Source organism: Duganella sp. 3397 (assembly GCF_031456625.1).
GTDB classification, from domain to species: Bacteria; Pseudomonadota; Gammaproteobacteria; order Burkholderiales; family Burkholderiaceae_D; genus Rugamonas; species Rugamonas phyllosphaerae.
In genome coordinates, this window is sequence record NZ_JAVDVB010000004.1 from 48,236 (window position 1) to 75,215 (window position 26,980).

Annotated in this window: 23 protein-coding genes; 13 read left to right on the forward strand and 10 right to left on the reverse strand. The window is 59.4% G+C overall.

Going from position 1 to position 26,980, the window contains the following annotated elements:
- Positions 1–95 precede the first annotated feature (95 nt).
- Positions 96–1,037: a helix-turn-helix domain-containing protein gene (locus J2X54_RS12965; protein WP_404990908.1), complete on the forward strand. Its 942-nt coding sequence runs from the start codon at positions 96–98 to the stop codon at positions 1,035–1,037.
- A 4-nt stretch (positions 1,038–1,041) separates the two neighbouring features.
- On the opposite strand, the gene recQ is transcribed toward J2X54_RS12965, so the two are convergent.
- The 4 genes from recQ to J2X54_RS12985 form a co-directional block, all read right to left on the reverse strand.
- Positions 1,042–2,859, reverse strand: coding sequence for a DNA helicase RecQ (gene recQ, locus J2X54_RS12970; protein WP_310181236.1), 1,818 nt, complete (start codon positions 2,857–2,859; stop codon positions 1,042–1,044).
- A gap of 35 nt (positions 2,860–2,894) precedes the next feature.
- On the reverse strand, positions 2,895–3,734 hold the full coding sequence (locus tag J2X54_RS12975) for an undecaprenyl-diphosphate phosphatase (RefSeq protein ID WP_310181237.1): 840 nt from the start codon (positions 3,732–3,734) through the stop codon (positions 2,895–2,897).
- Positions 3,735–3,950: 216 nt separating this feature from the next.
- A complete protein-coding gene (locus tag J2X54_RS12980; RefSeq protein ID WP_310181238.1) occupies positions 3,951–4,697 on the reverse strand; it encodes a transporter substrate-binding domain-containing protein in 747 nt (248 codons plus the stop codon).
- A 138-nt stretch (positions 4,698–4,835) separates the two neighbouring features.
- Entirely contained in the window at positions 4,836–5,183 is a 348-nt protein-coding gene (locus J2X54_RS12985) for an antitoxin VbhA family protein (RefSeq protein WP_310181239.1), read from the reverse strand.
- A 619-nt stretch (positions 5,184–5,802) separates the two neighbouring features.
- On the opposite strand from J2X54_RS12985, the gene J2X54_RS12990 reads away from it, so the two are divergent.
- Positions 5,803–6,285 (forward strand): hypothetical protein, encoded by a 483-nt coding sequence (locus J2X54_RS12990; protein ID WP_310181240.1) that lies wholly within the window; start codon positions 5,803–5,805, stop codon positions 6,283–6,285.
- 164 nt (positions 6,286–6,449) lie between these two features.
- Here J2X54_RS12990 and J2X54_RS12995 read toward each other — a convergent pair whose 3' ends face one another.
- From J2X54_RS12995 to J2X54_RS13005, 3 genes are read right to left on the reverse strand one after another with little or no spacing between them, the layout of a single operon-like run.
- Positions 6,450–6,737, reverse strand: a complete 288-nt coding sequence (locus J2X54_RS12995; RefSeq protein ID WP_310181242.1) for a YkgJ family cysteine cluster protein — start codon at positions 6,735–6,737, stop codon at positions 6,450–6,452.
- Between the two features lie 11 nt (positions 6,738–6,748).
- Positions 6,749–7,525 (reverse strand): alpha/beta hydrolase, encoded by a 777-nt coding sequence (locus J2X54_RS13000; RefSeq protein WP_310181243.1) that lies wholly within the window; start codon positions 7,523–7,525, stop codon positions 6,749–6,751.
- A gap of 4 nt (positions 7,526–7,529) precedes the next feature.
- Positions 7,530–8,546, reverse strand: coding sequence for a M14 family zinc carboxypeptidase (locus J2X54_RS13005; RefSeq protein ID WP_310181244.1), 1,017 nt, complete (start codon positions 8,544–8,546; stop codon positions 7,530–7,532).
- A gap of 132 nt (positions 8,547–8,678) precedes the next feature.
- Between J2X54_RS13005 and J2X54_RS13010 the strand changes: the two genes are divergently transcribed.
- The 3 genes from J2X54_RS13010 to J2X54_RS13020 all read left to right on the forward strand — a co-directional run bounded on the left by J2X54_RS13010 (position 8,679) and on the right by J2X54_RS13020 (position 11,461).
- Positions 8,679–9,152, forward strand: coding sequence for a hypothetical protein (locus tag J2X54_RS13010; RefSeq protein WP_310181245.1), 474 nt, complete (start codon positions 8,679–8,681; stop codon positions 9,150–9,152).
- An 8-nt stretch (positions 9,153–9,160) separates the two neighbouring features.
- Positions 9,161–9,964 (forward strand): DUF2145 domain-containing protein, encoded by an 804-nt coding sequence (locus tag J2X54_RS13015; protein ID WP_208600048.1) that lies wholly within the window; start codon positions 9,161–9,163, stop codon positions 9,962–9,964.
- 72 nt (positions 9,965–10,036) lie between these two features.
- Positions 10,037–11,461, forward strand: a complete 1,425-nt coding sequence (locus J2X54_RS13020) for a glycoside hydrolase family 88 protein (protein WP_310181248.1) — start codon at positions 10,037–10,039, stop codon at positions 11,459–11,461.
- 67 nt (positions 11,462–11,528) lie between these two features.
- Here J2X54_RS13020 and J2X54_RS13025 read toward each other — a convergent pair whose 3' ends face one another.
- Positions 11,529–11,879: a CzcE family metal-binding protein gene (locus tag J2X54_RS13025; protein ID WP_310181249.1), complete on the reverse strand. Its 351-nt coding sequence runs from the start codon at positions 11,877–11,879 to the stop codon at positions 11,529–11,531.
- Positions 11,880–12,110: 231 nt separating this feature from the next.
- Here J2X54_RS13025 and J2X54_RS13030 point away from each other — a divergent pair, with 231 nt between their 5' ends.
- Positions 12,111–12,548 (forward strand): PaaI family thioesterase, encoded by a 438-nt coding sequence (locus tag J2X54_RS13030; RefSeq protein ID WP_310181251.1) that lies wholly within the window; start codon positions 12,111–12,113, stop codon positions 12,546–12,548.
- A gap of 2 nt (positions 12,549–12,550) precedes the next feature.
- Positions 12,551–13,636, forward strand: coding sequence for a GDSL-type esterase/lipase family protein (locus J2X54_RS13035; protein ID WP_310181252.1), 1,086 nt, complete (start codon positions 12,551–12,553; stop codon positions 13,634–13,636).
- Positions 13,637–13,700: 64 nt separating this feature from the next.
- On the opposite strand, the gene J2X54_RS13040 is transcribed toward J2X54_RS13035, so the two are convergent.
- A complete protein-coding gene (locus J2X54_RS13040) occupies positions 13,701–15,467 on the reverse strand; it encodes a methyl-accepting chemotaxis protein (RefSeq protein ID WP_310181254.1) in 1,767 nt (588 codons plus the stop codon).
- Positions 15,468–15,879: 412 nt separating this feature from the next.
- On the reverse strand, positions 15,880–16,428 hold the full coding sequence (locus J2X54_RS13045) for a sugar O-acetyltransferase (protein WP_404990909.1): 549 nt from the start codon (positions 16,426–16,428) through the stop codon (positions 15,880–15,882).
- A 169-nt stretch (positions 16,429–16,597) separates the two neighbouring features.
- Between J2X54_RS13045 and J2X54_RS13050 the strand changes: the two genes are divergently transcribed.
- The 6 genes from J2X54_RS13050 to J2X54_RS13075 all read left to right on the forward strand — a co-directional run bounded on the left by J2X54_RS13050 (position 16,598) and on the right by J2X54_RS13075 (position 26,975).
- A complete protein-coding gene (locus J2X54_RS13050) occupies positions 16,598–16,957 on the forward strand; it encodes a hypothetical protein (protein ID WP_310181255.1) in 360 nt (119 codons plus the stop codon).
- A 63-nt stretch (positions 16,958–17,020) separates the two neighbouring features.
- Entirely contained in the window at positions 17,021–17,530 is a 510-nt protein-coding gene (locus tag J2X54_RS13055) for a GspMb/PilO family protein (protein WP_310181257.1), read from the forward strand.
- 269 nt (positions 17,531–17,799) lie between these two features.
- Positions 17,800–21,162 carry an FG-GAP-like repeat-containing protein gene (locus tag J2X54_RS13060; RefSeq protein WP_310181258.1) on the forward strand — a complete coding sequence of 1,121 codons (3,363 nt, stop codon included), beginning with the start codon at positions 17,800–17,802 and terminating at the stop codon, positions 21,160–21,162.
- Positions 21,162–25,172 (forward strand): RHS repeat-associated core domain-containing protein, encoded by a 4,011-nt coding sequence (locus J2X54_RS13065; protein WP_310181260.1) that lies wholly within the window; start codon positions 21,162–21,164, stop codon positions 25,170–25,172. The genes J2X54_RS13060 and J2X54_RS13065 overlap by 1 nt, the downstream gene beginning before the upstream one ends.
- 3 nt (positions 25,173–25,175) lie before the next feature.
- A complete protein-coding gene (locus J2X54_RS13070; protein WP_310181261.1) occupies positions 25,176–25,595 on the forward strand; it encodes a hypothetical protein in 420 nt (139 codons plus the stop codon).
- Between the two features lie 837 nt (positions 25,596–26,432).
- Complete coding sequence (locus tag J2X54_RS13075; RefSeq protein ID WP_310181263.1) at positions 26,433–26,975, forward strand: hypothetical protein; 543 nt, start codon at positions 26,433–26,435, stop codon at positions 26,973–26,975.
- Positions 26,976–26,980 lie beyond the last annotated feature (5 nt).

Below are 26,980 nucleotides of genomic sequence, written 5' to 3' on the forward strand. Positions count from 1 at the left end.
AGCATGAGGGCTGGGCAGTGGCGGCGCTTGTCTGAAATTGCGCTTATCGCCACGACTGCGATTGTTGGCGTGATGGCGCGTGCTAGACTTTATCCATGGATTTACCCAACCGCCGACCACTCGATTTGCCCGCCACCTTGCTGCCTGCGCCCGGTTTGCCGGAAGGCCGGCTGTCGCATTCGGTGTTCAAGACCATGTCCGAGACCGATGCCGTGCTCGAGCGTTTTACCTGGCTCGGCGACGAGCTGGCGCTGGCGATCTGGCGGCGCGACACGCCGTGCGCCGAAACCTCGTACTGCCAGCCCGGCCACCACACGCTGTCGTACTACATGGGCGGCGGCTACCGCACCGAGCGCGACGAGTTGCCTGGCCTGTTCGGCGCCCCGCAGCGCCTGTGCACTTTGCCGGACTGGCACGAGTCGCGCTGGACCGTACGCGGCGCGGTGCGCTTCTTTCACGTGTATTTCCTGCCCGAGCATTTCACCCGCCGCGCCGTGGTGGAACTGGACCGCGAACCGCGCGAGCTGACCCTGGCCGACCGCACCTATTTCGAGCACGAACGCATCGGCCAGTTGTGCGCCGCATTGGCCGGCACGGACTGGGACGGCCCCGACGCCCGGCTGCGCGCCAACGAAATGACCCACGAAACCCTGTCGCACCTGCTGCACGCACAGTCGCTGCCGCGCCACCAGGGCCGCGTGCGCGGTGGCCTGGCGCCGGCCGTGCGGCGGCTGCTGGCCGACTATATCGAAGCGCACCTGGCGCAGCCGATGACCTTGCAAATGCTGGCGCAGCTGGCCTGCCTGTCGGAATATCACCTGCTGCGCATGTTCAAGGTATCGTTCGGCATGACGCCGTCGGCGTGGATCGCCGCACGCCGCATCGAATATGCACGGCGGCTGTTGCAGCACACGGGCCAGCCGCTGCAGCAGATTGCCGACGCCTGTGGGTACGCCGACCTGAGCCACTTCAGCCACCGCTTCCGCGACGCCGTGGGCGCCGCACCGGGGCGCTATCGCAGCGTGCTTGCCCGCTGAGGGCTTACTCGAACTCGCGGATCAGCTCGACGATCTGGTCGCCATACGACGCCAGCTTTTTCTCGCCCACGCCGGAAATGCCGCGCAGGTCGTCCAGTGCGGTGGGGCGGGCCTTGGCGATTTCGCGCAGGGTCGCGTCGTTGAAGATGATGTAGGCAGCGACGTTGTGCTCGCGCGCCGTGCCCATGCGCCAGCTGCGCAGGCGGTCGAAAATTTTCTCCTGCTGCGGCGACAGGTCGCTTTCCACGTAGCCTTTCGAGGCGCGCGGGGTCTTTTGCTTGACCGGCTTCTGGTACTGGCGCAGCTGCACCTTCTGGCCGCCCTTGAGCACCGGGCGGGCGGCGTCGGTCAGTTTCAGCGAGCTGTATTGTTCGTGATCGACCGTGAGCAGGCCCAGCGCGATCATCTGGCGCAGGATGGCGCGCCACTCGTGCTCGCTACGGTCGGCGCCGATGCCGAACACCGACAGGCTGTCGTGGTGCCAGGTCTTGATGCGGTCGGTTTCCACGCCGCGCAGCACTTCGATCACGTGGCCGGCGGCAAAGCGCTGGTCGACCCGGTACACGGCCGACAGCAGCTTTTGCACCGGCACCGTGCCGTCGAACGACACCGGCGGGATCAGGCACGTATCGCAATTGCCGCACGGGCCCGATTGCTCGCCGAAATAATCGAGCAGGCGCACGCGGCGGCAGCTCAGGGTTTCGCACAGGCCCAGCATGGCGTCGAGCTTGTTGCCGAGCACGCGTTTGAAGGTTTCGTCGGCTTCGGATTCGTCGATCATCCGGCGTTGCAGCACCACGTCCTGCAAACCGTAGGCCATCCAGGCGCTGGCCGGACCGCCGTCGCGGCCGGCGCGGCCGGTCTCCTGGTAATAGCCCTCGATACTTTTCGGCAGGTCGAGGTGGCAGACGAAACGCACGTCCGGCTTGTCGATGCCCATGCCGAAGGCGATGGTGGCGCACATGACGATGTTTTCTTCGCGCAGGAAGCGGGCCTGGTTGGCGGCGCGCTTGGCGTGGTCCATGCCGGCGTGGTACGCCAGCGCGCGGATGCCGTTCTCGTTGAGGAACTCGGCGGTTTCTTCGACCTTCTTGCGCGACAGGCAGTAGACGATGCCGCAGTCGCCGGTGTGCTCGGTGGTGATGAAATCGAGCAACTGCTTGCGGCCGTTGGCTTTTTCGACGATCTGGTAGCGGATGTTGGGACGGTCGAACGACGAGACGAACTGCGCCGCGTCACCCAGTTGCAGGCGGTGCACGATCTCGGCGCGGGTTTGCGGGTCGGCCGTGGCGGTGAGGGCAATCCGCGGCACGTCGGGAAACTGCTCGTGCAGCACCGACAGGCGAATATATTCAGGACGGAAATCATGGCCCCATTGCGACACGCAGTGCGCCTCGTCGATGGCGAACAGCGCGATCTTCGAATCCTGGAACAGGTTCAGGCAGCGCTCGGTCATCAGGCGCTCGGGCGCCACGTACACCAGGTCGATCTGGCCGGTGCGCACCAGCCGCTCGATGCGGTTGGCTTCTTCGTAGGTCTGGGTGGAATTGAGGAAGGCGGCGCGCACGCCCACTTCTTCGAGCGCATCGACCTGGTCCTGCATCAGCGCAATCAGGGGGGAGACGACGACGCCGACGCCGTCGCGCAGCAGGGCAGGGATTTGATAGCACAGCGACTTGCCGCCGCCGGTGGGCATCAGGACCAGGGCGTCGCCGCCGTTGCTGACATGATCGACGATCTCGGCCTGGTGACCGCGAAAGGCCGGGTAGCCGAACACGGTTTCCAGCAAATGGAGAGCGCGCTCCTGGTTTTCCTGATTCATTTACTGCTCATTTCTACAACGAAAGTGTGATGGTATTAGTCGGCCCAAACAATGATGCCATAGTACCCGGTTATGAGGACGATCAGGCCGAACACAATCCGGTACCAGGCAAAAACCACGAACGTATGGGTCATGATGTAGCGCAGCAGCCAGCGGATGCACAGGAAGGCCGAGATGAACGCGGCCACGGTGCCTATCGTGAAGAACGACAGGTCGTCCATCGACAGCAGCGCGCGGTCCTTGTACAGCGAATACACGGTCGCGCCGATCAGCGTCGGAATGGCCAGGAAGAACGAGAACTCGGTCGCCACCTTGCGCGAAAAGCCGAAGATCATGCTGCCCATGATGGTGGCGCCCGAACGGCTGGTGCCGGGAATCAGGGCAAAGGCCTGGGCCACGCCGATTTTCAATGCATCGAGCGGGGTGATCTGGTCGAGCGAGGTGATGCGTTCAACGGCCGGGTTGTCCTTGGCGCGCTTTTCCACCCACAGGATGATGAAGCCGCCGACAATGAAGGCGGTCGCCACCGGAATCGGTGCAAACAGGTGGGCCTTGATGGCCGACGAGAACAGCAAGCCCAGGATGGCGGCCGGCAGGAATGCGATCAGCACATTGAGGGCGAAGCGCTGCTGCACTCGATCGCTGAAGATGCCCGCCAATACCAGGCCGATACGGGCACGAAACTCCCAGATCACCGCCATCATGGCGCCGGCCTGGATCACGATTTCAAACACTTTCATCTTGTCTTCCATGCCTGCAAAGCCCAGCAGGTGTTCGGTCAGGATCAGGTGACCGGTAGAAGAGATCGGCAGGAATTCCGTAAGACCTTCAACCACGCCCATGATGATGGCTTTAATGACGAGAACAATATCCATGAAGTTAATTATAAAAAGGGTTGAAAGTGGAGGGAAATGGCTGCCAATACGAACGCACCGGGGGCGAAGCTTACCATGTTCGGGGGGCACTATTTGCAATCTGACCAAGCTGTAATGTGCAATGGTGCGCTGCGGAAATATGATGCGGGCGGCAGATTGCCACGCCCGGCTGCGTTCAACGGCTGCGTTGCAGCAAAATCGCCCGCTGCGGCCTGCTCAGCGCAATCGCAGCAAGCGCTTCAGTTCACCGCTTTTCTCGATGGCGTCGATGGCGGCGTTGACGTCGGCCACCCGCAACGTGCCCTTGCGGGCGAGCGCGCAGCCGGTCCTTTCTTCGCTGATCACCAGCTGGCTGAAGCCGGCATCGAGCTCGCCGCTGGCAAACTGGCGCTCGACCGTGACGCCGGTGGCCAGGAAATAATCGAAGCGGCCACCCTGCCACTTGCGCAAGGTGAGCTCGAGCGACGGCGCATCGTCGCGCACGAAGCCGTCGCCGAGGCGGCCCTGGACTTGTGGATACTGAAAGCCCAGCACGGTGCCGACGGTCTTGCCACGAATATCTTCCAGCGTGGCCGGCGGCGGCACCCGGCGCGAGGCGATCAGCACTTCGGAGGTGGGAATGAAGGGGAGGGTCCAGTCGACCTTGCCCTTGAACCAGGCTGGCGAATAGCCGCACACGATATCGCCCTCGGCCGCTTCGAGCGCACCCATCATGCGCTTGCGCGGCAGCGGCATGAAGCGCACCGGCCGCTTGAGTTGGCGCGCCAGCGCTGCCCCCAGCGCCTCCTGGAAGCCCGAACGGCGCGACACGACAGTCTCGCCCGGCGCGTCTTCGACCTTGTGGATGTAGCGGATGGTGACGGGCGCTCTGTCCAAAGGCGCGGCCAGGGTTGCCGCCAGCGCAGCCGCAGCCCAAGGAATGGCCAGCAGCGTTATGGCTATCACGCGTTTTATTTCATTCATGCGGCGCTCTGGTCGGTATTGTGCAACTACCCTAGCCGATTCTTGCTACCGCGTCAATTTCATTGGTGGAAACAATTTTGCGCTTGGTCTCTTCATCTTGAACATGTGGCTTTGCGAGGTCACTCATTGTCCCGTGTCTTAGTCATTAGCGGACTTCTCTATTCCTGTGGTCTTTTTCAGGTATTGGGCGAAAGTGAGTCGGCCGGCAACGTAGTCGCGCGATGCCGCTTCTACGGCTTCGGAAAGATCAAAGCCTTCCAGGAAAACGGAAGCGCGTGCGAAATTCACTGCGCGCTCACGCCTCTCCATTTCCTCAACCGAAATTTCCGCGTTTGGCACTGTACGCGTGCGCTCTAGCGACTGTTGGACGAACTCACGCATTAATTGTTGCAGCACATCGTCGACTGCTTGAGGTCCAGCCGCTTCCATAAATTCGGCGCGCAATTCCGGGCTGACCGAAACAGTCATCTGCACTTGTTTGGACATGATTAACACCTTTCATGGTTTATAAACCGCGGCCTGCAGTCTTGCATTCCGTCCAGGCGTTCGGAGTCTACCTGGGCCTTGTATTCAGGAACTAGCAGTCGTACAGCATAGTTTAAAACAAATTATCATTGCTGAAACTGAATCGCAGCGAGGCTAGTGGATCGTACACTTGCCATCGACCACAACGCGCGAAAACTAGAAAAATTGCCATAAATCTTATGTTGACGGATAAGCTGAGTTATCATGACTGTTGGATAGATATAGATATCGAAGATGCAACAATGATGGAGTTTTTGGCGATGGCATAGCAATGTGCCCCCAACTGTTTCTCCATATACAATGGCTGCGGTTGTCAATGTTGAATCGGATTTAACCCATGCGCTATTGGCGTGGTAGGTGGGCGGCTGGCCCGGCAACCCAAAACGTCCGAAGAAGCCATTGCCACTGCAAAGCAGCTTGAGGCTGAAGGATGGAATTTCTCCCTCGGCATGACCAAGTTGATTACGTTCGCGATGGGGCAAATGATCGACAGGGGCAAAAACTCGGAACGTTGATTTGCGATGACCTGCGAATCATCAGGCGGGATTTTATATCATGATGAATTTGATGAGGAACCACTATGATCACCACTGATGTACTACGCTTTTCCGAGCACGATTTCGCGATTTTCTGCTACTCCGCTTCAAACGTGGAGATAATATATGCTGGTCACGCCCACAATCGGTGGAGCGATGGTGAAATCGCTCCTGCACGCACAGCCGCTGACGATCAGCGCTATACAAATGGCAAATTCGGCACATACCGCACTTTCGCAAGTATAGTACACGCTGAATGGAATGCGCTTGATGGAGCTCGATTGTCCACCGACGTAGATCTCGACGAGGTATTTCCCGATCATGTGGTGCTGCATGAAGCCGATCCGGCGAGTATATATCAGCCCAAGCCAATTATCGGACCCTACCCGATTATCATCGTGGAAATCAACGACCACATTTTGAGTATTTACATGGATGTCACAATTCAGACCTTGGCTGCTGAGTCGTCTGCCGCACCTTACGAACGAACGCGTTACCGCACACTGGCCCACACGCGTACTTTGTAATAAGGAAGAGGGCACTTATGCCAAGTCCGGCGCTACCAGGTCTTATGAGGGTAACGTGCTCCATATCGACAAGGAAAAAAAGCACGTGGTCCAGTTGCATCCCGGCGACAAGAATAAACCCGGCTGGACAACCACGGCAAATAAGGGGGGTAGTTCATCCCTGACTAGCCGGGCATTGTCGCCCATTCCAGCTCGTCGAGCCATTGAATAGCTTGCCCACGGTTGGTTCGGCACATTTCCTCGGAAGGTCGTAGCCCTGCACAGAATGCGGGTCGTTCTGGCTTGCCGAAAATAAGACACCGGCTATCAATCCCAAGCTGAACGCATTTCACGCCTGCAGGTTTCCCCTCTGGCATTCCAGGAATGGGGCTAGTAATTGAAGGAGCGATGCAACAGGCGCCGCAGTTCGGGCGGCAGGCCAATGTCGTGCTTGCGGTGGAGGAAGTCGTCATGGGGCGGTATTTTACCGCGCTTCTGCAGCCAGGTCGCCGCAAGCCACCCACGCCGCCACCCGCTGCGCCACCCAGTCGCCATCGTCGAGCGGCAGGTCGTGGCCGGCGTTGGGGTGGATGCGGTGTTCGGCGTGCCACGCCTGCGCCAGTTGTTGCGAGCAGCGCGGATCGACCAGCTGGTCACCGCTCGACGACAGCACCAGCAGCGGCACGGCCGGTCGCAATGCCGGGGCGTGGAAGCGGGCGGCCGCCAGCAACTGGCGCAGCGCGTTGCGGCGACTGACCGGAAATTCGTGCTGGTAGCCGAGCCAGCGCCGCAGCAGGCCCTCGCGCTCGGCATTGTCGCCGTGGCGGCTGGTCAGGCGCAGGATCAGCCTTTCCTGGGCCTCCACGCCGCCTTCGAGCAACATGCGCACGATGGCTGGATAGTTGCGCCAGCGCAGGCGCTGGTGGAAGCGGCTGAACGGCCGCATGCTGGTGTTGATCAGCACCGCGCGTTCGATTTCCTTTGGATAGCGGCTGGCCCACTCCACCGCCACCATGCCGCCCAGCGACAAGGCCAGCAGCGAGTAGGGCGCCCGTGCACCGCGCGTGCGCAGCTCGGCGCGGCACGCCTCCACCATCTCTGCTACGGAAACAGGGCTGATGGCCGCATGGTGGATGCCGTTGCCGGGTAAATCCGGGGTGATGATGGTCGCGCCCGGCAGCGCCCGGGACAACTGGCCGGGGAAGCGGCCCCAGTGCCGCTGTTCGCGCATCAGGCCGCGCAGCAGGATCCAGGTGCTCATGGCGTCAGCTTCCGTACCAGTGCGTGAGCGAGCGCCGCCGCTGCTGCTTGCGCGCCATGCCTTCCGGCACCCAGCGGCCGTGGCTGTTGACGGCGCGCATCAAAAAATCGAACCAGATCAGGTGCCGGCGCAGCACCCGCTGCAGCCGGTGCGCGGCGGTGGGGTTGAACATGGCCACGCGGTCGAACAGCTGGCGCGGGTTCTTTTTTACCCACAGCCACGAGCCCATCTCGAGGGTAAGCGGCAAAAACGTGCGCTCGGTGTAGCTGGTGCCGTTCAGGTACAGGTAGTCCCACAGGTCGCCGTGGGTGCGGTACTGGCGGCTTTGCGGCTCGAACACGTAGTTGTGGTTGGGGTAGCTTTCGCTGAACAGCTCTTCCAGCGCGCCGATGTCGGCCAGGTGGGCGATCGGCGCGGCGGTGTGGGCGTGCGGGAACCAGATGCGGTCGCGCAGGCCGAAGCCGGAATGGCAGTCGAGCGCCATGCTGAACTGGCGGCTGATCAGCTCGCGCTCGACCACGGCGCACACGGCCAGGCTTTCCGGCTCCATCGGCGCGCCGGCCGGACCGCGATACCAGGGCAGGTGGTGGCTGTAGCGCTGGCCGCCGAGCATGAACGGCACCCGGTCCACGGCCGACAGCGGCGCGTTGCGCATCAGATCGACACCTTGCGGGTTGCAGCGCGTGGCCTGCCACATGCCGCCGGGATTGACCAGCGGCATGAAGACCAGCCGCATCGATTCGAGCTGCTGGTGCAGCGTGCGGTCCCAGCGCAGCCGCGCCAGGATGCTTTCCATGAACGACAGGATGACCTGGGTGCCGATGCGCTCGAGGCCGTGGATGCCGCCGAAAAAGCCGAGCGCCGGCACGTCCAGGCTGGGATTGCCCAGCGCGATCGAATACACGGGAAAGTCGCGCCCGTCCATCGAGACGGTGTAATGGGTGTCCACCTGCATATGCCTGGCGCCGGCGTCGATCAGGCGTTTCAGGGTGATCAGTTCTGGCAGGTTCTTCTCGGGCATGTGCAGGGACACTGGAAGCGGGGACCACCAAGTGTAGCTGAAGTAGCTGAAATGACCGTGCCCGCATGCGCGGATACTTTTACCCGCCAACATGCTATTCTTCGGCGTCACTTGTTATAAAGAAATGATTATATGAATAACACTTTCAAAGCGACTGCCGCCGCTGTGCTGCTGGTCCTGGCGCAGGCCGCCACCGCGGCGCAACCGGCCCTGTCGAACGGCAAGCCGTCGGAAAACATCGCGCTGGGCGTGGTGTCGGTCGTCGTGGCCCCCGTTGCCTCCGTTGCTGCATCCGGTCAGGGCCGCGACCTTGGCGCGGCCAGCGGGCTGGCGCTGGTCGGCAGCACCTACGTGGTGTCGGGCGTGGCAGAGCTGAGCGCCAAGGTGGTCGAGTTGATCCTGACGTCGGCCGCCACCGGCGCCAAGCTGTCGGTCAAGCTGACCGGCAAGACCTTGCAGGGTATCGGCGTCTCGGTGGGCAATACGGTGGAATTCACGGCCCATGCCAGCGGCACCATGCTGGTCGCCTCGGGCAAAGTGCTGGCTTTCATCCCCAACGCTGCCGGTGAAGCGCTGCTGTCACAGAAGCGCCTGCCCGAGCAATGACCGCAGCAATGATCGCAGGAACTACCTTGCGGACCGTGCTGCTGGCAGCTGCCATCGCCGGCGCCGCCGTGGCGCCCGCGCACGCCGGCCGCACCTGCGAAGAGACCATGATGACGGCGGTATCGCTGGGCCACGCCCTCGACGCCGGCCAGCGCCTGAGAGAGACGCTCGACGCCACCGGCAGCGACGTGGCGCTGATCGCGCGCCAGGGCCAGGATCTGTCGAAGTACCAGCTTAAATACTCGCATGCGGGACTGGCCTGGCGCGCGGCGCCGGACCAGCCGTGGCGCGTGTACGAGTTGCTCAACGATTGCGGCACGGCCGATTCGGCGCTGTGGGTCGATGGACTGGGCAATTTCTTCCTCGACGATCCATTCAGCTACGATGCGCTGGTAATGGTGCCGCCGCCGGCGATCGCGCAGCGGCTGACACTGGCGCTGGCCGATACCGCCGGCCTGCACCGCCTGCACGGGCGGCGCTACAACATGGTGGCCTACCCGTTTTCGAACAAGTACCAGAATTCCAACCAGTGGGTGCTCGAGGTGCTGGCGTACGCCAGCGCCAGCGAGGGTCGGGTGCGCACCCGCGACGAAGCGCAGGAATGGCTCAAGACGGCCGGCTATCAGCCCACCGAAATGCGGGTGGGAACGTTGACGCGGCTGGGCGGGCGCATGTTCAAGGCCAATGTCGCGTTCGACGATCATCCGGGCACGCTGCGCTATGCCGGACGCATCAACGTGGTGACGGTCGATTCGATGCAGGCTTTTCTCGGGCAGCGGCAGGGGTGGACCATGCAGGAAGTGAAAAAGTAACTTGACGAAATCGTTTACCTTCCATAGCCTTCCTGCTGGAGACTTCACACACAACCATAAAAAGGGTAAACGATGACACACGTTTCAAGCCGCCTCGCAATGCTGCTGACCGCCGTCCTGGCCACGGGGGCTGCCCATGCCGCCACGGCGCTCGATATTCAGCCGGGCGGATCGTTCCGCAACACGGATAACAAAAACCTCAACGATACGAGCGAAGGCACGTACCCGGTTCCGTACAAAAAGCCCACCGCCGCCGACATCACCGGCGCACTCGACCGTGTACGCGGCTACGTGGACAGCATCACCCCCACCCGCATCGTCGACAAGGCTACCGGTAAGCCGGTCACCGACCTGAAAAAACCGATTGCCGGCGCCGTGTTCGAGCCGTCGTCCAACGATTTTGGTTTGATGGTCTACGAGATGGGCGTGATTCATTCCGGCCTGATCAAGGCGGCCGAAGTGACTGGCGACAAGCGCTATACCGACATGACGCGCCGCCACTTCCAGTTCTTCAAGGACAGCAAGCCTTATTTCCGCGCCCAGGAAGACCAGTTCAAGCTGGGCCGCGCCAACAGCTTCACCCGTTTCCTGCAGCCGATGTCGCTCGACGACAGCGGCTCGATGTGCGCAGCGCTGGTGCGCGCGCGCTTTGCCAAGATCGGTCCCGACCTCAAGGACATGATCGACACCTGCAGCGGCTACGTGCAAAAGCAGCAGTACCGGCTGGCCGACGGCACCTTCGCGCGCAAGCGTCCGCAAGCGTCGTCGCTGTGGGCCGATGACATGTACATGGGCATTCCCGCGCTGGCCGAGATGGGCCACCTGACCGGCGACAAAGCCTGGTTCGACGATGCCGCCTCCAACGTTCTGACCATGGCCGAGCACCTGTACAACCAGCAGAACGGACTGTTTACCCACGGCTGGAACGCTAACAACCCGGACGCGCCGCGCTTTTACTGGGCGCGCGCCAACGGCTGGGCCGTGCTGGCCATGAGCGACCTGCTCGACGTGCTGCCGAAAGACCATCCGTCGTACAACAAGGTGCTCGCGCAACTGCGCGCCAGCCTGCACGGCATCGCCGAAACCCAGTCCGGTACCGGCCTGTGGCACCAGATGCTCGACCGTAACGACTCCTACCTGGAAACCTCGGCTACTGCCATCTTCGTCTACGTGTTCGCCCATGCGATCAACGAAGGCTGGATCAGCCCGACCACCTATGGCTCCATCGCCCAGGCCGGATGGGTGGGCTTGAGCACGCGTATCAACGCCAAGGGCCAGGTGGAAGGAACTTGCGTGGGTACGACGTTTGCCAGCGACCACATCTATTACTACAACCGTCCGACCAGCGTCGACGCCATGCACGGCTACGGTCCGGTATTGCTGGCTGGCGCTGAAATGCTGCGCATGTTGAAGAATCCTGAAATCGACATCCAGCACAAGCTGCGCACGTACCACTACGTGCCACGCGAACACGGCAAGGCCATCAGCGATCACTGATCGCCTTGACGTCAAAAAACCGCCGCCCGGTGTTGAACCCGGCGGCGGTTTTTTTTAGCCGCGATTTTTAGCCGCGGTACAGCGGGTGGGACGCCACGTGCACCGTGACCTTGTGGTTGATCATTCCGCCCGGCGCGATCTTGGACAGGTCGAAGCGGGCTTCATCGCGCAGGGTCTGGAAGTGCCAGGTGAAGCTCTGGCCGTTGGCGCGGAACTCCACCGTCTCGCCGTTGTTCACGTTGACCGCCCGGGTTTTTTCCGTGATTACCACGTGGCGCTCGGCGGCGGTGGCGGGCGCCATCACGCCGTACGGTGCGGCCTTGGTACCGGCGGCGTGGGCGCCGCCAGCCAGCAGTGCTGCGGCCAGACCCGTTGCCAGGGTGGTTGCGAGAGCGGCTTTGCGGAAGGTCTTGAACATGATGAAATCCTTTTAGTGGTAGAGCAGGGGTTCCTGCGGTCGTTGCCGGCACGCGTTTGATTTACTGCCGACAGAACACAGTATGGGTGCTGCGTCCATGCCCAAAATCTGCCGCTCGGGGTGCGCGGTATATGCCGGTCGGCATATTTTCTGAAGAGTTACTCTATTGGCAGAGCAGCACGCGCTTCGCTATAGTGGCTGCCACGCCCATCCTTATCGAAGGAATTACCGATGCATCCCGAAAAAATGACCGGCCTGGAGTTGCTGCAGGCAGCAATCGACGGCAAGTTTCCCCGTCCTCCCATGTCCGACACCATGCCGATGGAAATTACCGAGGCCAAAGCCGGCTACATCCTCGGCACCGCGCGCGCCGACGAGCGCCACATCAACGTGATGGGCGGCGTCCACGGCGGCTTTGCCGCCACCATCCTCGACTCGGCCACCGGCTGCGCGGTGCACTCGATGCTGGAAGCGGGCGTGGGCTATGGCACCACCGACCTCAGCGTCAAAATGTTCCGGCCGGTGCCCAAGGGTGAAACCCTGGTGGTCGAAGGCAAGATCATCAACCTGTCGCGCAGCCTCGGCGTCTCCGAAGGCACGCTCAGGACGGCCGACGGCAAGTTGCTGGCCCATGCCACCGCCACCTGTTTCATTCTGCGACGCGACTGACCATGCCGACCCTGAACATTTTCCGCGCCGCCGGACTGGCTGCGCTGCTGTGCACCGGCAGCGCCTGGGCTGCGGTGGTGGTGGGCGCCGATAACGCCAACCTGCAATACACGGGCCGCATCGACTTCGCCGACCAGGCCGCGCCGGTCATTTCCTGGCCCGGCACCAGCATCGAAGGCAACTTCACCGGCAGCACCCTGGCGGTCACGCTGGACGATCAGTACGGCAAGAACTGGTTCAACGTCTTCATCGACGGCAAGCTGGACCAGCCGGTGATCATCAGCGCCGCCAAGGGCGGCAAGACGTATGCGGTGGCGACCGGCCTGCCGGCCGTCCCGCACCGCTTTTTGATCACCAAGCGTACCGAGGGCGAGGAGGGCGCGACCGTATTCCGGGGCCTGGAACTGGCCGACGGCGGCAAGCTGCTGGCGCCGCCGCCGCGCAAGGCGCGCAAGATCGCCTTCTTCGGCGACTCGATCACCAGCGGCATGGGCAACGAATCGCCCGACGACGGTCCGGACGACAAGCTCAAGGACAAGAATAATTTCATGGCGTACGACGCCATCACCGCGCGCGCCCTCGACGCCGAAATGCACGTGGTATCGCAAAGCGGCATCGGCGTGATGATCAGCTGGTTCCCGTTCACCATGCCGCAGTTCTACGACCAGTTGAGCGCGGTGGGCAACAACGACAGCCGCTGGGACTTCAGCCAGTGGACGCCGGACGTGGTGGTGATCAACCTGTTCCAGAACGACAAGTGGCTGATCGACCGCGAAAAGCGTTTGAAACCGGCGCCGACCGACGAGCTGCGCATCGCCGCCTACAAGGACCTGGTGAAAAAGATTCGTGCCGAGTATCCACGCGCATACATTGTCTGCGCGCTGGGCAGCATGGACGCGGTGAGCCCGGGCAGCAAGTGGCCCGGTTACGTGAGCAGCGCGGTAGCGCAACTGCGCGCCGAGCACGACGAGCGCATCGACACGCTGTTTTTCGACTACACGGGCTACGACAAACACCCGCGCGTAAAACACCACCAGGCCAACGCCGCCAAGCTGACGGCGTTTATTCGGCAAAAGATGGGGTGGTAAGGTTGCCAGTCTCCGCGCCCCGTCATTCCCGCCTGCGCGGGAATGACGGGGTTAATGCCGAGGGTTAAAACTCTTCCCAGTCGCCGTCACTGCTGGCGGCCGGTTTGTTGCGGGCCGGTTTGTCTGCCAGTTTCAACGATGGCGACTTGGCCGCTGGCCTGGCTGCCGGTTTGGCGATGGCTGGACGGGCCGCCGCAGTTGCTGCTTTGGCCGGTGCCGTTGTTGCACGTGGCGCCGCGGCTGCGCGAGCGGGGCTCCCCGCCACCGGAGTGCCGGCCACCGGAGTGCCGGCCACCTGGAACACGCTCACCATCTCGGCCAGCTTCACGGCCTGTTCCTGCATGGCCTGCGAGGCTGCTGCGGCTTCTTCCACCAGGGCGGCATTTTGCTGGGTCACGGTGTCCATCTCGGCCACGGCGGTGTTGATCTGCTCGATGCCCAGTTCCTGCTCGCGGCCGGCCGAGGTGATCTCGCCCATGATTTGCGTCACGCGGCGCACGCTGCTGACGATTTCCGTCATCGTGGTGCCCGCTTCGTTCACCAGCGCGCTGCCGGTGCCCACTTTTTCCACCGAGTCGGTGATCAGCTGCTTGATGTCCTTGGCCGCGCTGGCCGAGCGGTGCGCCAGGTTGCGCACCTCGGTGGCCACCACCGCGAAGCCACGGCCCTGTTCGCCGGCACGGGCCGCTTCCACTGCGGCGTTCAGCGCCAGGATATTGGTCTGGAAGGCAATGCCGTCGATCACGCCGATGATGTCAGCGATCTTGTCCGACGATTCGGTGATCGACGCCATGGTATCGACCACGCGCGAGACCAGCTCGCCGCCCTTGACGGCGATGTCCGAGGCCGAGCCGACCAGCTGGTTGGCCTGGCGCGCATTGTCCGAGTTTTGCTTGACGGTCGAAGTCAGTTCTTCCAGCGACGAGGCGGTCTCTTCCAGGCTGGCGGCTTGCTGCTCGGTGCGGCGCGACAGGTCCATATTGCCGGCGGCAATTTCGTTGCTGGCGGTGGCGATGGCGTCGCTACCGTCGCGCACGCTGCGCACGGTGTCCGCCAGGCGGTCCTGCATCTGGTGCAGGCCGGTCATCAGCGCGCCCATTTCATCCTGGCGGCCAAGGTCGATGGTGTTGGCCAGGTTGCCGTCGGAAATGGCGTTGAAGTGCTTCAGCGCCTCGCCCAGCGGGTTCATGACGGCGCGCAGCAGCATGATCGACGACACCAGCGCCACGACCAGGCCCAGCACGATAGCCACGATGGCGAACGTCATGTTGCGGTTATAGGCGGCCTGGCTGTCGTTGTATTGCCTGGCGGTCGATTCGAGCTGGTACACCGACAGCTTTTCGGCGCTGTCGGTGTACAGGCGGAACAGGCGGGTGACTTCGGTCAGCATCAGGCGATCGATTTCCGGCTGGTTCTTCTCGCGCAGCGCCTTGAACGCTTGCTGTATGCCGTCCTTGATCAAGGCCGTGCGTGCTGCACCGGTCTGGTCGGCCAGCGCTTTTTCACCCTCGCCGAAAGGCAGCGCAGTGTAGCGTGCCCAGGCCTTGTCGCTGGCTTCCAAGAAGCCTTGCGACCGCGTCAGCGTTTCTTCTGCATTGGCCGCGTCCGGTTTGAGCGCCACGCGGTCGATCGACAGGCGTGCGCGGTCGATCTGGATCTGGGCGTCGGCGATGGCCTTCATCGACGTCATGGAATTCTCGTAGACGTCCTTGAGCACGCCATTGGTGGTGTGCAGCGCCGAAATGCCGCGCACGCCGATAAAAATCATCAAGGCGCCAAGCAGCAACATGGTCCCGATCAGGCGGGTACGGATAGTGAGGTTTGCAAACATGGTGTAGTCCATTCGAGATTGTCGCAAGGCCAAAATACGGTCAACGGAAGCAGGATTGCAGTGTCAACAGCGGCAACGGACCAGGAAAAAGTGGTCGGTTGCTGAAATCGGCCTCTACGCTGTGCGCCGGGATGGCGGTGGGCAGCTATGCGGCAGGGAAATGGGCCACATCGAGGGTTCGGTCACGGCGGCAGGGATCAGGCCATGGACTTGCATGCGCGCAGTCTCGCTAGACCGGCGGTGTGACAGCGAACGGCATCAGTCTAGCTGATTAATTTCTGCCAGGCAAATGAAATGAAGTTAATCAACGGCGTTTTTGCGACACTTTTCAGCGCGTTCTGTGACATTGTTGTCGATGTTTTAAGGCCCGCCTTGCCTAGTGGACCAACGGGCCAGCGGGCCACTGGACCGCTCAGCGCGGCCGTGCCGGATTGCCCACCACGGTCACGCCCGGCGCCACGTCGCGCGTGACCACGCTGCCGGCGCCGATCAGCGCGTCATCGCCGATCGTTACGCCCGGCATGATCAGGGCGCCAGCGCCGATCCAGACATTTTTGCCGATCTTGATCGGGCGGCCAAATTCCAGTCCCTGGGCGCGCAGCGCCGGTTCGCGCGGATGGTCGGCGGTAAGGATCTGCACGCCGGGCCCGATCTGGGTACCGTCGCCGATCTCCACTTGCACCACGTCGAGGATCACGCAATTGAAATTCATGAATACGCCATTGCCGAGCGTGATGTTGTAGCCGTAGTCGAGGTGGAACGGTGGGCGTACCACGCAATTTTCGCCGACCGCGCCCAGCCCCTCTTGCAGCAGGTCCGCATGTTGTTGCGGCGACAGGCCGATGCTGCGGTTGTAGCGCTCCATCCAGTGGCGCGCGGCGGCCTGGTCGGCCTGCAGTTCGTCATCGGCAGCGCTGTAGAACTCGCCGGCGAGCATTTTCTGTTTTTCGGTTTTGGTCACGGGATTAAAAGTTGGTTGATGGGGTTGCAGTTTCTCAGAAAATCGCCTGCCGCGACGCCTCAGTTGATGGATGTGTAATGTTGCTTAAGAACGACGGCGCGATAGAAATAAAAAATTCACCATGGAAACGCTGCTATTATAATTGCAACTTCCAGACTGACTTTTCTCCATGAAAATCCCAAAATATCTTTCGGCAGCCGCTCTGGCTGCAGCGTTTTTGTTGCCAACTTCCGTGAAAGCGGTCGATATCGTTCAAGATTTGTCCGGCATCTTTCTCAAGACACTCGGATCAGCATCGGAAGGCGTTGGATTTTTTAACACTGTTGAGTTCCCCGCCGCTAGCAGACCATACGCATGCGCTTACGAACTTTACTACGTCAAGCTCGATACTCCGGGTGGCCGCGCCATCTACGCGACTTTGCTGAACACGAAAAACTTGGGTAAAAAACTGGTGCGTTTCGACGTGAACAGTGTGGCCGAAAGTGGTGGGGTATTTTGTTACATCAGCGCGGTCATCACCCAGGACTGAGCCGACTCCGGCATGCAATGTCCATCAAAGGCAACCGGTTTAATTATCAGCTGAGGTTTAGTCTTGTTGCTCTCAAATAAAGTCCGCCATCTGCCCTATGCCGCCGCAGCCGTTGTCCTGTGTGCAGCCGCGTGGCTGGGCTTCATGGAACTGCCGACGCAACAGGCTGCTAACAATGCCGCTGCGGCCAAATTGCGTTCGCTGGAAACCTCCCTGCGAACTCAAGCTGCCGCGACCGCAGCATTGCCGCAGAACCTGCCAAGCCAACTGGCCAGCTTCGACACCTTGTCGCAAGTGACCGCCGACCTCCATGCACTGGCCGCGCAAAACGGCCTGCTGCTTTCCGATGCTACGTTCAAACCGGCCGCGAATGCCCAGTCCGATACCAAGACCGGGCGCATCGAAGTGACCGCCCGACTGAAGGGTGCGTATGTGCCGTTGAAGAAAACCTTGGGCGCCATGCTTGCCGCGCATCCGGGTTTGGCGCTCGAGTCGCTGTCGATGCGGCGTGCGCGGGCTTCGGATTTGGTGGCAGATGTGGATTTGAGGTTTAGCTACTTCTACCGGGATTGATTCGGTCTTACTCGTTTTGCTTGATGGATTATATCCCTTCAGTTTCCAGCCCCACCCCGGGGCCCACCACCACAATGTTGTAAATAAGAGAAGTTTCAAAGGAAACTAGATTTTTCTTTGAGAATTGTTTTTCTTTTGGGTAATATGTGGCTATATTCCCTTTTCAAATTCTTAATATTGCTGGTGTTTTCCTGGCGAGTAATACGCTCCAAGACATGGCTGATCCGGCCTGCTTGACAGGACTACACTGCTCCCGGAGATAAGCTCTAATGAAATTGCGTGCTTTTGGCGATAAGTGTGCGGCATCGCTGGTTACCGTTTTTGCGGCTGCCATACTTCTTCCTCTGGTACCGGGCTGTGCAATAGCTCAGGGACTCGGCATCTCTGGAAGCGGCACCCCTACGTACGACGTACCAATCGGTGTGCCCCCGGGGGTAGCTGGCATGACCCCAAACCTGGCGCTGCACTATAGTGGCAGCGGAATTAACGGACCGGTAGGTTATGGCTGGAGCGTGCAGGGGATTTCGCTCATTTCTCGTTGTCCGGGGGATAAGCGCATCGATGGCAAAGCACAGGCTGTTGCTTATAATGGCAACGATAAGCTATGTCTGGACGGTCAACGCCTGGTGCAGACCGATGCCTCTGGCAATCCACTTGCGAGTCAGCAGGGCGATAGCTTGGGGGGCTCAGGTGCAGTACGTGAGTATCGTACCGACAAAGACATTTATTCGCGCATTCGTGCCTATGGCGCCAATGGCAACGCCGCCAACGGCCCCGCTTATTTCAAGGTGTGGACCAAGAGCGGGCAGGTTTATGAATACGGTAATGGTGGAAACGCGGCAATTACCGTCACCGGCAAAAGCATCGTGTCGGCCTGGGCCGTCAACCGCATCAGCGACACGGTCGGTAACTACATCGACTTCCGTTACCTGCAACGCGATGTGGCATGGGGGACGGGACCCACGGCTGGGACGGCATCAGCAGGACATGAGTGGCAGATCAAGGAAGTTCTGTACACCGGCACTGCAACGCAACAGGCTGTCAACCGGGTGGTCTTCAATTACAGCGATCGACCCGCCGCGGCAGCAGGAAGTGCACAAGATCGTGTAGAAACCTACCATCAAGGCGGTAAAAACGTCAGTATCTGGTTGCTCGACTCGATTTCGACCTTTATCAACTGGCCGGCCGATCAGGCAACCAGGCCCGCTACCGCCATCAATGTCAAGACCACATCGCTCACCTATGATCGCGGCCCCTTGACCAATCGCAGCCGGGTTCAGAAAATTACGGAGTGCGTAGGCGATGCTGGAAATAAATGCCTTCCTCCGACTACCTTCACCTATTCGCCTGGTGATGCTCTCAATTATTCCGCAAACGAAGCGTTCAAGGCAGGGCCCTTGGCCACCACGGTTTTGCATAGCTTGGCCGGTGACTATGGCGTGCTTCAGGCCGACTTCAATGGCGACGGCAAGCTCGATATATTACGCTGGTCGGACCGTCCAGCAGAAAATCAGCTCTATCTCAGCGGCGCGACTGCCGGTCAGTATTCGCTGGCGAACAATTTCAATATCCGTGACCAAAATCTCTTCAAGAGTGATGGCTGTTACACCACTATATTGACAGACATTAACGGGGATGGTCTGCCCGATCTATTGCGCTATAGCGCATCGACCAACTTGAGCGGTAGTACTTGTGGCTCTTATGGGCCTATCTACACCTATCTCAATAATGGTGATGGCAGCTTCTCGCGACGAGATTTTCCTACCAATATTTCTATGGCCCGGAAAGCCAGTAAGCCTCGTCCGGTCTGCATTAAGATTGGTGTATGTGATGATGAGGGGACAAGTCATCCTGGGTGGTCGGAAGGTTCGAACTTTTACTTCATCGATGTGGATGGTGACGGACGACTTGACATCATCACAACGATATTACCTTTTTATTCCACTGTGGCGGACGAAGTGGACCCTTGTGAAGCCATGGAGTGCACAAAAATCTATCGTAGCCAGGGAGATGGAACCTTTTCTCAAATTGCAACAAATCTGGCCAACGTCTCGGTCTACGTGCAACCGTTGGCTTCCGATGGAGTTGGCGCATCCCAACGCTTGATGGATGTCAATCGGGATGGATTAGCAGATCTAAGGTGGTTGCCAACCAAGTATTTTAATAAGTTTCCGTTCTTCCTTTCGAGAGGTGATGGAAATTTTGATGGCGTTGCGGCGCCTGCGTTGAGTGATAACTGCGAATTAAAATTGGATGCCAATGGCGACGGTTTGCAGGACTGTTTAATGCCAGGGGGCAACGCAGTAAACAATAAACTGTTTATAACTAATGGCGGTTCCGGTTCATTTTTCACCGCTAATTTTAACCTTACCGTTCCCGGAAACGAAATGACTGCCGCCTCATTGGCGGGGATTCAGATTGCCGATCTCGATGGGGATGGCCGCGATGATATCCTGCGCTGGCGTGACAATCCTGCTTTGAATACAGTCTATCTGAGTAATGGCGACGGTCAATTCCGGACTGCGAGTTTCAATTTGACTAGCGCAAACAATCAGTTAGGAAAAAGCGATGGTACAGCCACTTTTATTCTTGGCGATTTCATCGGCGTTGGTGATGCGCAAATTTTGAGATTGAAAGCCAGTCCAACTGCTGGTGACGGGACCGCAAATCAACTTTACGTCAAATCGAAGGGAGCGCCGCCAGACCAGTTGGTTTCTGTTCGGAGCGGTAGTGGCATCACGACCACCCTGACCTGGGTGCAGCTGACCGATTCGATCAGTGGCAGCTTGGGACAACGGTACAAGAGCGATCGAGGCACGCCAAACGCTGCTGTATATCCGACGATCGATATCCTGCCTCCCGCCTATGTTGTGGCCACCTCCTCCGCAGATTCGGGTTTCAGCGGTGCGCTTCAGGTGAGCGAATACGCCTATGCCGGCATGAAATGGTCATCTGATGGTCGTGGCTGGCTTGGTTTCCGCACCAACCTTAGCCAAACCACCGCGCCCAACGGTGAACTGCTGACCGTCTCCACCTACAACATCCAGAACGGGCCCAACCCTGGCCCTGCAAGTGTCACCGAAACCCGGCTTGGCGCCTTGAACCAGCCAGGTGCGCCATTGCTTAGCCGCAGCACGTTTATCTATTGCGACAAGACTGCCGCCGCCGACGCCCAAGCTGCTGCCACGAGCAGTACGCCGTGTGCCACGACCTCCAAGGTTCAGCGTCCCTACCTGTATCAGAGCACCGAGGAGGGGTGGGATCTGCAAGGCACGGGTCTGCCAAAGATAACGACTACCAACGTCTTTAACAACGATGGCGATGCGACCGATATTGTGGTGGTCACGTCCAGCACCAGCGGCCCGGCGCAGAGCAGTACCAAGCGCACGACCAATGAATACCACGCGGCGGCCATTGACGGCGACAGCTGGATCCTGGGACGTCTGAAGAAAGCCACGGTATTCAATGATGTGAGCAACAGTTCTCTGAGTTTGCCTACCAGCGCGGGCGCTGCACCGCTGGCCACAGCGAATGTGGGCACGGGCAGCGAGCCTGCCGTCACGCCGCTGGTGCCGTCGATTAATCCTGCCGTCCTGAACCAGATCATCATGCTGCTTCTGGGAGACGACTGATGCGCGTGTCATCCAGACTGAATAATCAAAATAACCTTGCCGTACTGATGAACTTCTTGCCTAGCATGGCAAACTCAAGGACCGCGATGCGTCAACTTTTCCGCCTGCTGATCACGCTAATGGTTGTCGGTGCTCCTTTGGCGCACGCACAGGTACCGGGTAATCCCCTGGCGTACAGCCGTTCGAGTTCATTCGAGTATTACCCTACGACTGGGTTGCTCAAAAGTGAAGTGGTCGAGCCTGGTACCAGTGCATGCGTCAACACCACCTATACCTATGACGCTTACGGTAACAAGACAGGTGCGACAGTATCCAATTGCGGTTCGGGCGGCAACGCAGCGTTTGCCACACGCAGTAGCACAACGGCTTACGCAGCCTATACCGTTGCCGTCGCTGGCCGCGATGTCAGCGTGCCGGCGGGGACGTTTCAAACCAATGCAGCCAATGCGCTGCAGCAGACGGAAACCAAGCAGTTCGATCCGCGGTTCGGCGTTACGACATCGTTGACCGGTCCCAATGCCTTGACCACCAAGGCAGAGCTTGACGAGTTCGGGCGCACGGTGCGAGAGCGGCACGCTGACAATACGGGCAGCGTGACCGCCTATTGCTATCTTCCGGAGCGTGGCATCGCCGACGTCAGCTCGAACAGCCCGCATTGCCCATCAACGGCGCGCGAAGAGTGGACGGCCGAAGCCATCAGTTTTGTGCACAGCGAGCCGCGCGACCAGAACGATGTCAAAAACGGGCCGTTCTCGCGCGTCTACATGGACCGCGCGGGCCGCAAGGTGCGTACGGTCACTGAAGCTTTCGATGGCGCCACGCAGCCAGGCGGCGCGGGCCGGTTGATCGTTCAGGATACCGACTACAACGCCCAGGGCGCCACGGTATTGGTTACAGAACCATACTTCCTCGATAGCAAATCTTCGATCAGCGGTGGACGCGACGATTACGGCATGACCTTTAATCTTCTGGACGCACTGGGCCGTGTGGTACGTACCTACACCAGCGATCCGAAGGGTCTGCATGGTGTCGTGCAGTTCGGCACCCGTCGCGTGATGAACGCGTCAAAAGAAGTGATCTCATACTCCGGCATGAAGGTGACCTCCACCAACGACCTGGGCCAGACGCGCATCGAAGAAAAGAATGTCGATGGCAGGGTCGTGCTTGTGACCGACGCGCTCGGTGCGCAGATCGCCCACCAGTACGATGCTTTCGGCAACCTGATCCAGACGCGCGATGCCTTGCAAAATGTCATCACCATTGCCTACGACGTGCGTGGCCGCAAGACATCCCAGAACGATCCGGACACGGGATTGTGGCAATACGACTACAACGCTCTCGGTGAACTGGTATGGCAGCAAAGTCCCAACCAGCGCGCGCTGAATCAATCGACGACCTTGGGCTACGATGTGCTCGGTCGCCTGACCACGCGCAATGAACCTGAATTTATTAGTTACTGGTCCTACGACAAACACTTCGATGGCAGTGCCTGTGTAAAAGGGATCGGCAAGTTATGCGGCACCAGCACGACCAACGGCATCAGTCGCAAATACGCGTACGACGCGTTGGGACGCCCGGTCAGCACGCGCACCGATATCACCGGCGGTCCGAGCTTTGCCAGCGGCGCTCGCTACGACGCAGGCGGCCGGGTGGTGAGCCAGATCTATCCTACCGGCGTGCAGGTCAATTATCAGTACACGGCCAAGGGCTTCTTGTCGGCGATGACGCTGGCGCAAGCGGCCACGATCACGCCGCTGCCGGGCGCCAATGGCGCAGCAGCCGCTGCGGGCAAGACGCTGGCGGCTGGCAGTCTGTTATGGCAGGGGCAGGCTTACAACGCTTGGGGTAAATCCGAACAGCATGCCTATGGCAACAACGTCACCTCGCGTACCGAGTTCGAAAGCGTAAATGGGCGTATCCGCACCATGACCGCTGCCGCTGCCGGTGCTGGCGCGGGCGCGACGATCATGGATTATCGGTACGAGTGGAATAGCCTCAGTTACTTGGCCAAGCGCACCGATGCGAATGGCAACGGCAGCGTCGCGGTCACTGACGATTATTTATATGATCCAATTGGCCGGCTAACCGACTACACGGTGTCGTCCCCGGCCATTGCTCAGAATGGTCGGACAGTATCGATCCAGTACAACGCGCTGGGCAGCGTGCTCTACAAGAGCGATGTAGGCAACTACAGCTATCCGGCACAAGGTGCTGGCGCGGTGCGTCCGCACGCGCTGCAAGCGGTCAGTGGCGCAGTTCCAGCGAGCTACACGTACGACGCCAACGGTAACCTGACCGGCGCCACGGCTGGCGCCTACCGCAAGATCAGTTACACCAGCTTTAACTTGCCGGATGCGCAGAACGGCCTCGAGGGCCCCAACGGCTATCCGCGCTATAGCTGGCAATACGACGAAAATCATCAGCGGGTAAAAGAAACTCATGCAGGCAGTACCGGTAGCCGCGTCACGTGGATGATGCACCCGGATAATGTCGGCGGTCTCGGGTTTGAGAGCGAACAGCTGGGCAGTGGTGTGAGCAACCGTCACTATCTGTCGGTACAAGGAATGAGCCTCGGTGTTCTGATCACCACCGGCAATGTACCGTCGCTGGCAGCGGGCCAGATGGAACCGGGTGTGCCTGGCGGAATCACAGCGGTCAAGCTGGAGTATTGGCACAAGGATCTGCAGGGCAGCCTGATCACTACCACCGACCATAATGGCACGGTGACGGCGCGATATTCCTACGATCCGTTCGGCAAGCGCCGCATGGCAGGCGGTGCCTATGATGCCAGCGGCAATCTCGTCATCGACTGGAACAATACCAGCAGTGGTACCGACCGCGGTTACACGGGTCATGAGCATCTTGATGATGTGGGCGTGATCCACATGAACGGCCGGATCTTCGATCCGCGATTAGGCATGTTCATGCAGGCTGATCCCTATATTCAGGATCCGCTAGGGCTGCAGAACTACAACCGTTACACCTACTGCTATAACAGTCCGCTGACGTGTACGGATCCAAGCGGCTACCTTTTCAACGGTCTGATTAAAATCAAGGCCATTGATAACCTCTGGAATAAGCACATCAAGCAGTATGTTCCGATGATCGCGTCGATTGCCGTCGCGGTCTACATGCCGGGGATGCTCGCTTCGATGCAGTTTGGACCTTTTTCTCAAGCAGTAATCAGCGGTTTTGCCAGTGGAGCTGTGGGTTCCGGTAACCTCAAAGGTGGCTTGCAGGGGGCTTTTACTGCGGGCATGTTCTACGGCGCAGGTACGCTGATAAAAGACGCCGGACTTGGTTATAAAGCCGGAATTTCCATTCACGCTGTGGTAGGATGTGTTACCAGCGCCGCAGGTGGTGGTAAATGTGGACAGGGAGCGCTGAGCGCTGCATTTTCAAATGCATTAACGCCTACTGTCGCGGAATGGACTAAGGGTAACACTTTAGCCGGTGCTGCAACTAGCGCGGTAATAGGAGGGACAGCCTCAGTTCTCGGTGGAGGAAAATTTTCCAACGGAGCAACAACTGCCGCTTTCGGGTACCTCTTTAATCATTCGTTGCACCCTAGCGATCCGTTGACCGAAGAGATGTATCCGGGCCAGGGCGGCTGCGGTTGCAATCGAACTGCGGAGCAGCTCGGCGAAGCTCTTTCTCGTGCAATTGATAAGCTCGGCGCTATTTTGTCGGAATCAGCTACTCTAAAGGTTGGTATTCAGTACTCGCTTAGGGCGACCGTGGATGGCCTCTACCCAGACGTGAGGGATGGGACAGTCGAATTAAAGGCTGGTGATGTATGGAAATACGGCGAAACAACCCAGCTCGGGGCCGATCTTGCTGATATAAAGCAATATAGATATTCGGGTGCACTATTGCGAAGATCGAATTTAAAATTTGTGGTGGAGCATGTTGGAACACAAACGAGTGCCAAGTTCTTTGAGGCGGTAAAGCTCAATGGCTACGTCATGTTCAATTGGCAGCTTCCACCCGGAAATAAGACAACGAGATAGAAAATGGAATTTGGAATATATGTGCATAGCCAGGGGCCTGGTGGGCTGCTGGAGGAGTGCGCCAAGACGCTTGATGCCTCTTTAAATGGAATTTTGAACCAGTCGGGGTTTGAGGAGATCGATGCAATATACGTTTCATTCCAGTCGGTGAGTAGGATTCAGACTGGATTTAGAGTATGCAAGCTGCGCGTTCGGAGAAATTACGATATGAAATTAATAACTGGTGGGAGGGTTCATTATAATTGCATGATTGAGTGCGATATTGATCTTGCTGATTGCGATGTTATAGAGGCGGACTCCGAGGATAAGATGATTTCATATTTGAAGGGCGTGCTGATTAAGGTGGCGCCCAGGTTATTTGGTGAGTTTCCTTCTGGAGAAGCTGAGTATTTTCTGTCGGCCGTTGGACAGGTTAATGTTTAGCAAGTCATCACGCAACGCGCGTCGATGATGGAAGGACGGGGTCATGGACGCTGGGGGCAGTCCTTCTGTTTTATGTCTGAGCAATAGCAGTAAGGCTTCGCAACTATCTACACCCACGGCATTTGCTTCGAAATCGCTTAGGGCGTTTTAGGCGCACTTCTCTCCCATTGGCCCAGGCGCTGGACGCTGCAAACTCTGATCCCGCCCGCCAGGCGAGATCGAAGCCGATCACAGAAAATTGCGCAGCCTGCGCCACCGGCGTCCACCGCCTTCCGTAGATAATCATCGCCGCTGACCCTGTCTGAAAACGGCGGGCAACCCCGCCACCAATGAAGAACAGCCACACACCTCGCAACTGGCGTGCTGCCTTAAAAACCGCGCGGTGGGCCGACTTTTGGGGCGAATACCAAAAACGGTCGCAAAGCCGCGCCAGGGCTGGGTTTTCTCTGTCATGCGTGGGATTTTTGCCTGATCGGCCAGGTCGGCGACTATGTCGGCCTTGGCATAATGGTTCGTTCAAGTCTGGTAAAACAGCGGAGATAAGCCGAATCCGCTTGACGATAAAGGCGAGTCGCACGTCTTTGAAGGTGTTACGACCAGTGGCGGCCATCGTGGCGGAACCGGTGAACCTGGGGGAATCCAGGTTCCATCCAATTGGACTGATGACAAGATCAAGGGTGAGCTATTCGATGTGACTACCGATCCCAATTCGACGAGGACGCCGGGCCGTATGGGAGAGCAATCGTTCAAGATGTTGCGCTCATGGGCCGTCGTCCAGCATTCTATAATTCTCTAGCTCGACCTACGCCTCGGTTACTGTCATAAAAAGTACGAATAATGGTAAAGCCCTTATCAACTATCCCCCAATCCCAAAAAAACCTCTACCTGGCCGCCCTGATCACCGTGGCCCTCTGCATTTGGACCGCCTGGCGCGACCAAGGCAGCCTGGTCGAACCCACCACGCACACAATGGCCCATCGGCCCCAGCCGGTAACAGCCCCCAGCACAGTAAGCAACCCACCAAGCCCCCCCAAACCGGACGGCTTGCTCGACCGCGACCCCCTCCCCGAAGCCACCGCCGACCTGTTCCGCCTGGTCAGCTTCCAGCCCCCCGCACCCAAGGCCGAACCACTCCCCCCACCGCCACCACCACCAAAACCAACCGCCCCAGCCTTCCCATACACCTACTTCGGCCGCATGGTAGACATCAATGGCAACACAATCACTTATCTCTCCCGCGATGACGCATTAATTCCTATACATCCACAACAGTTACTGGATAATAGCTATCGGATCGAGGCCGTGACTGAAACGCAGATTGTGGTGACGTATGTGCCGCTGGAAGAAAAGATCGTGATCGCCGTGCAGTCGGGTAAATAGCCTGC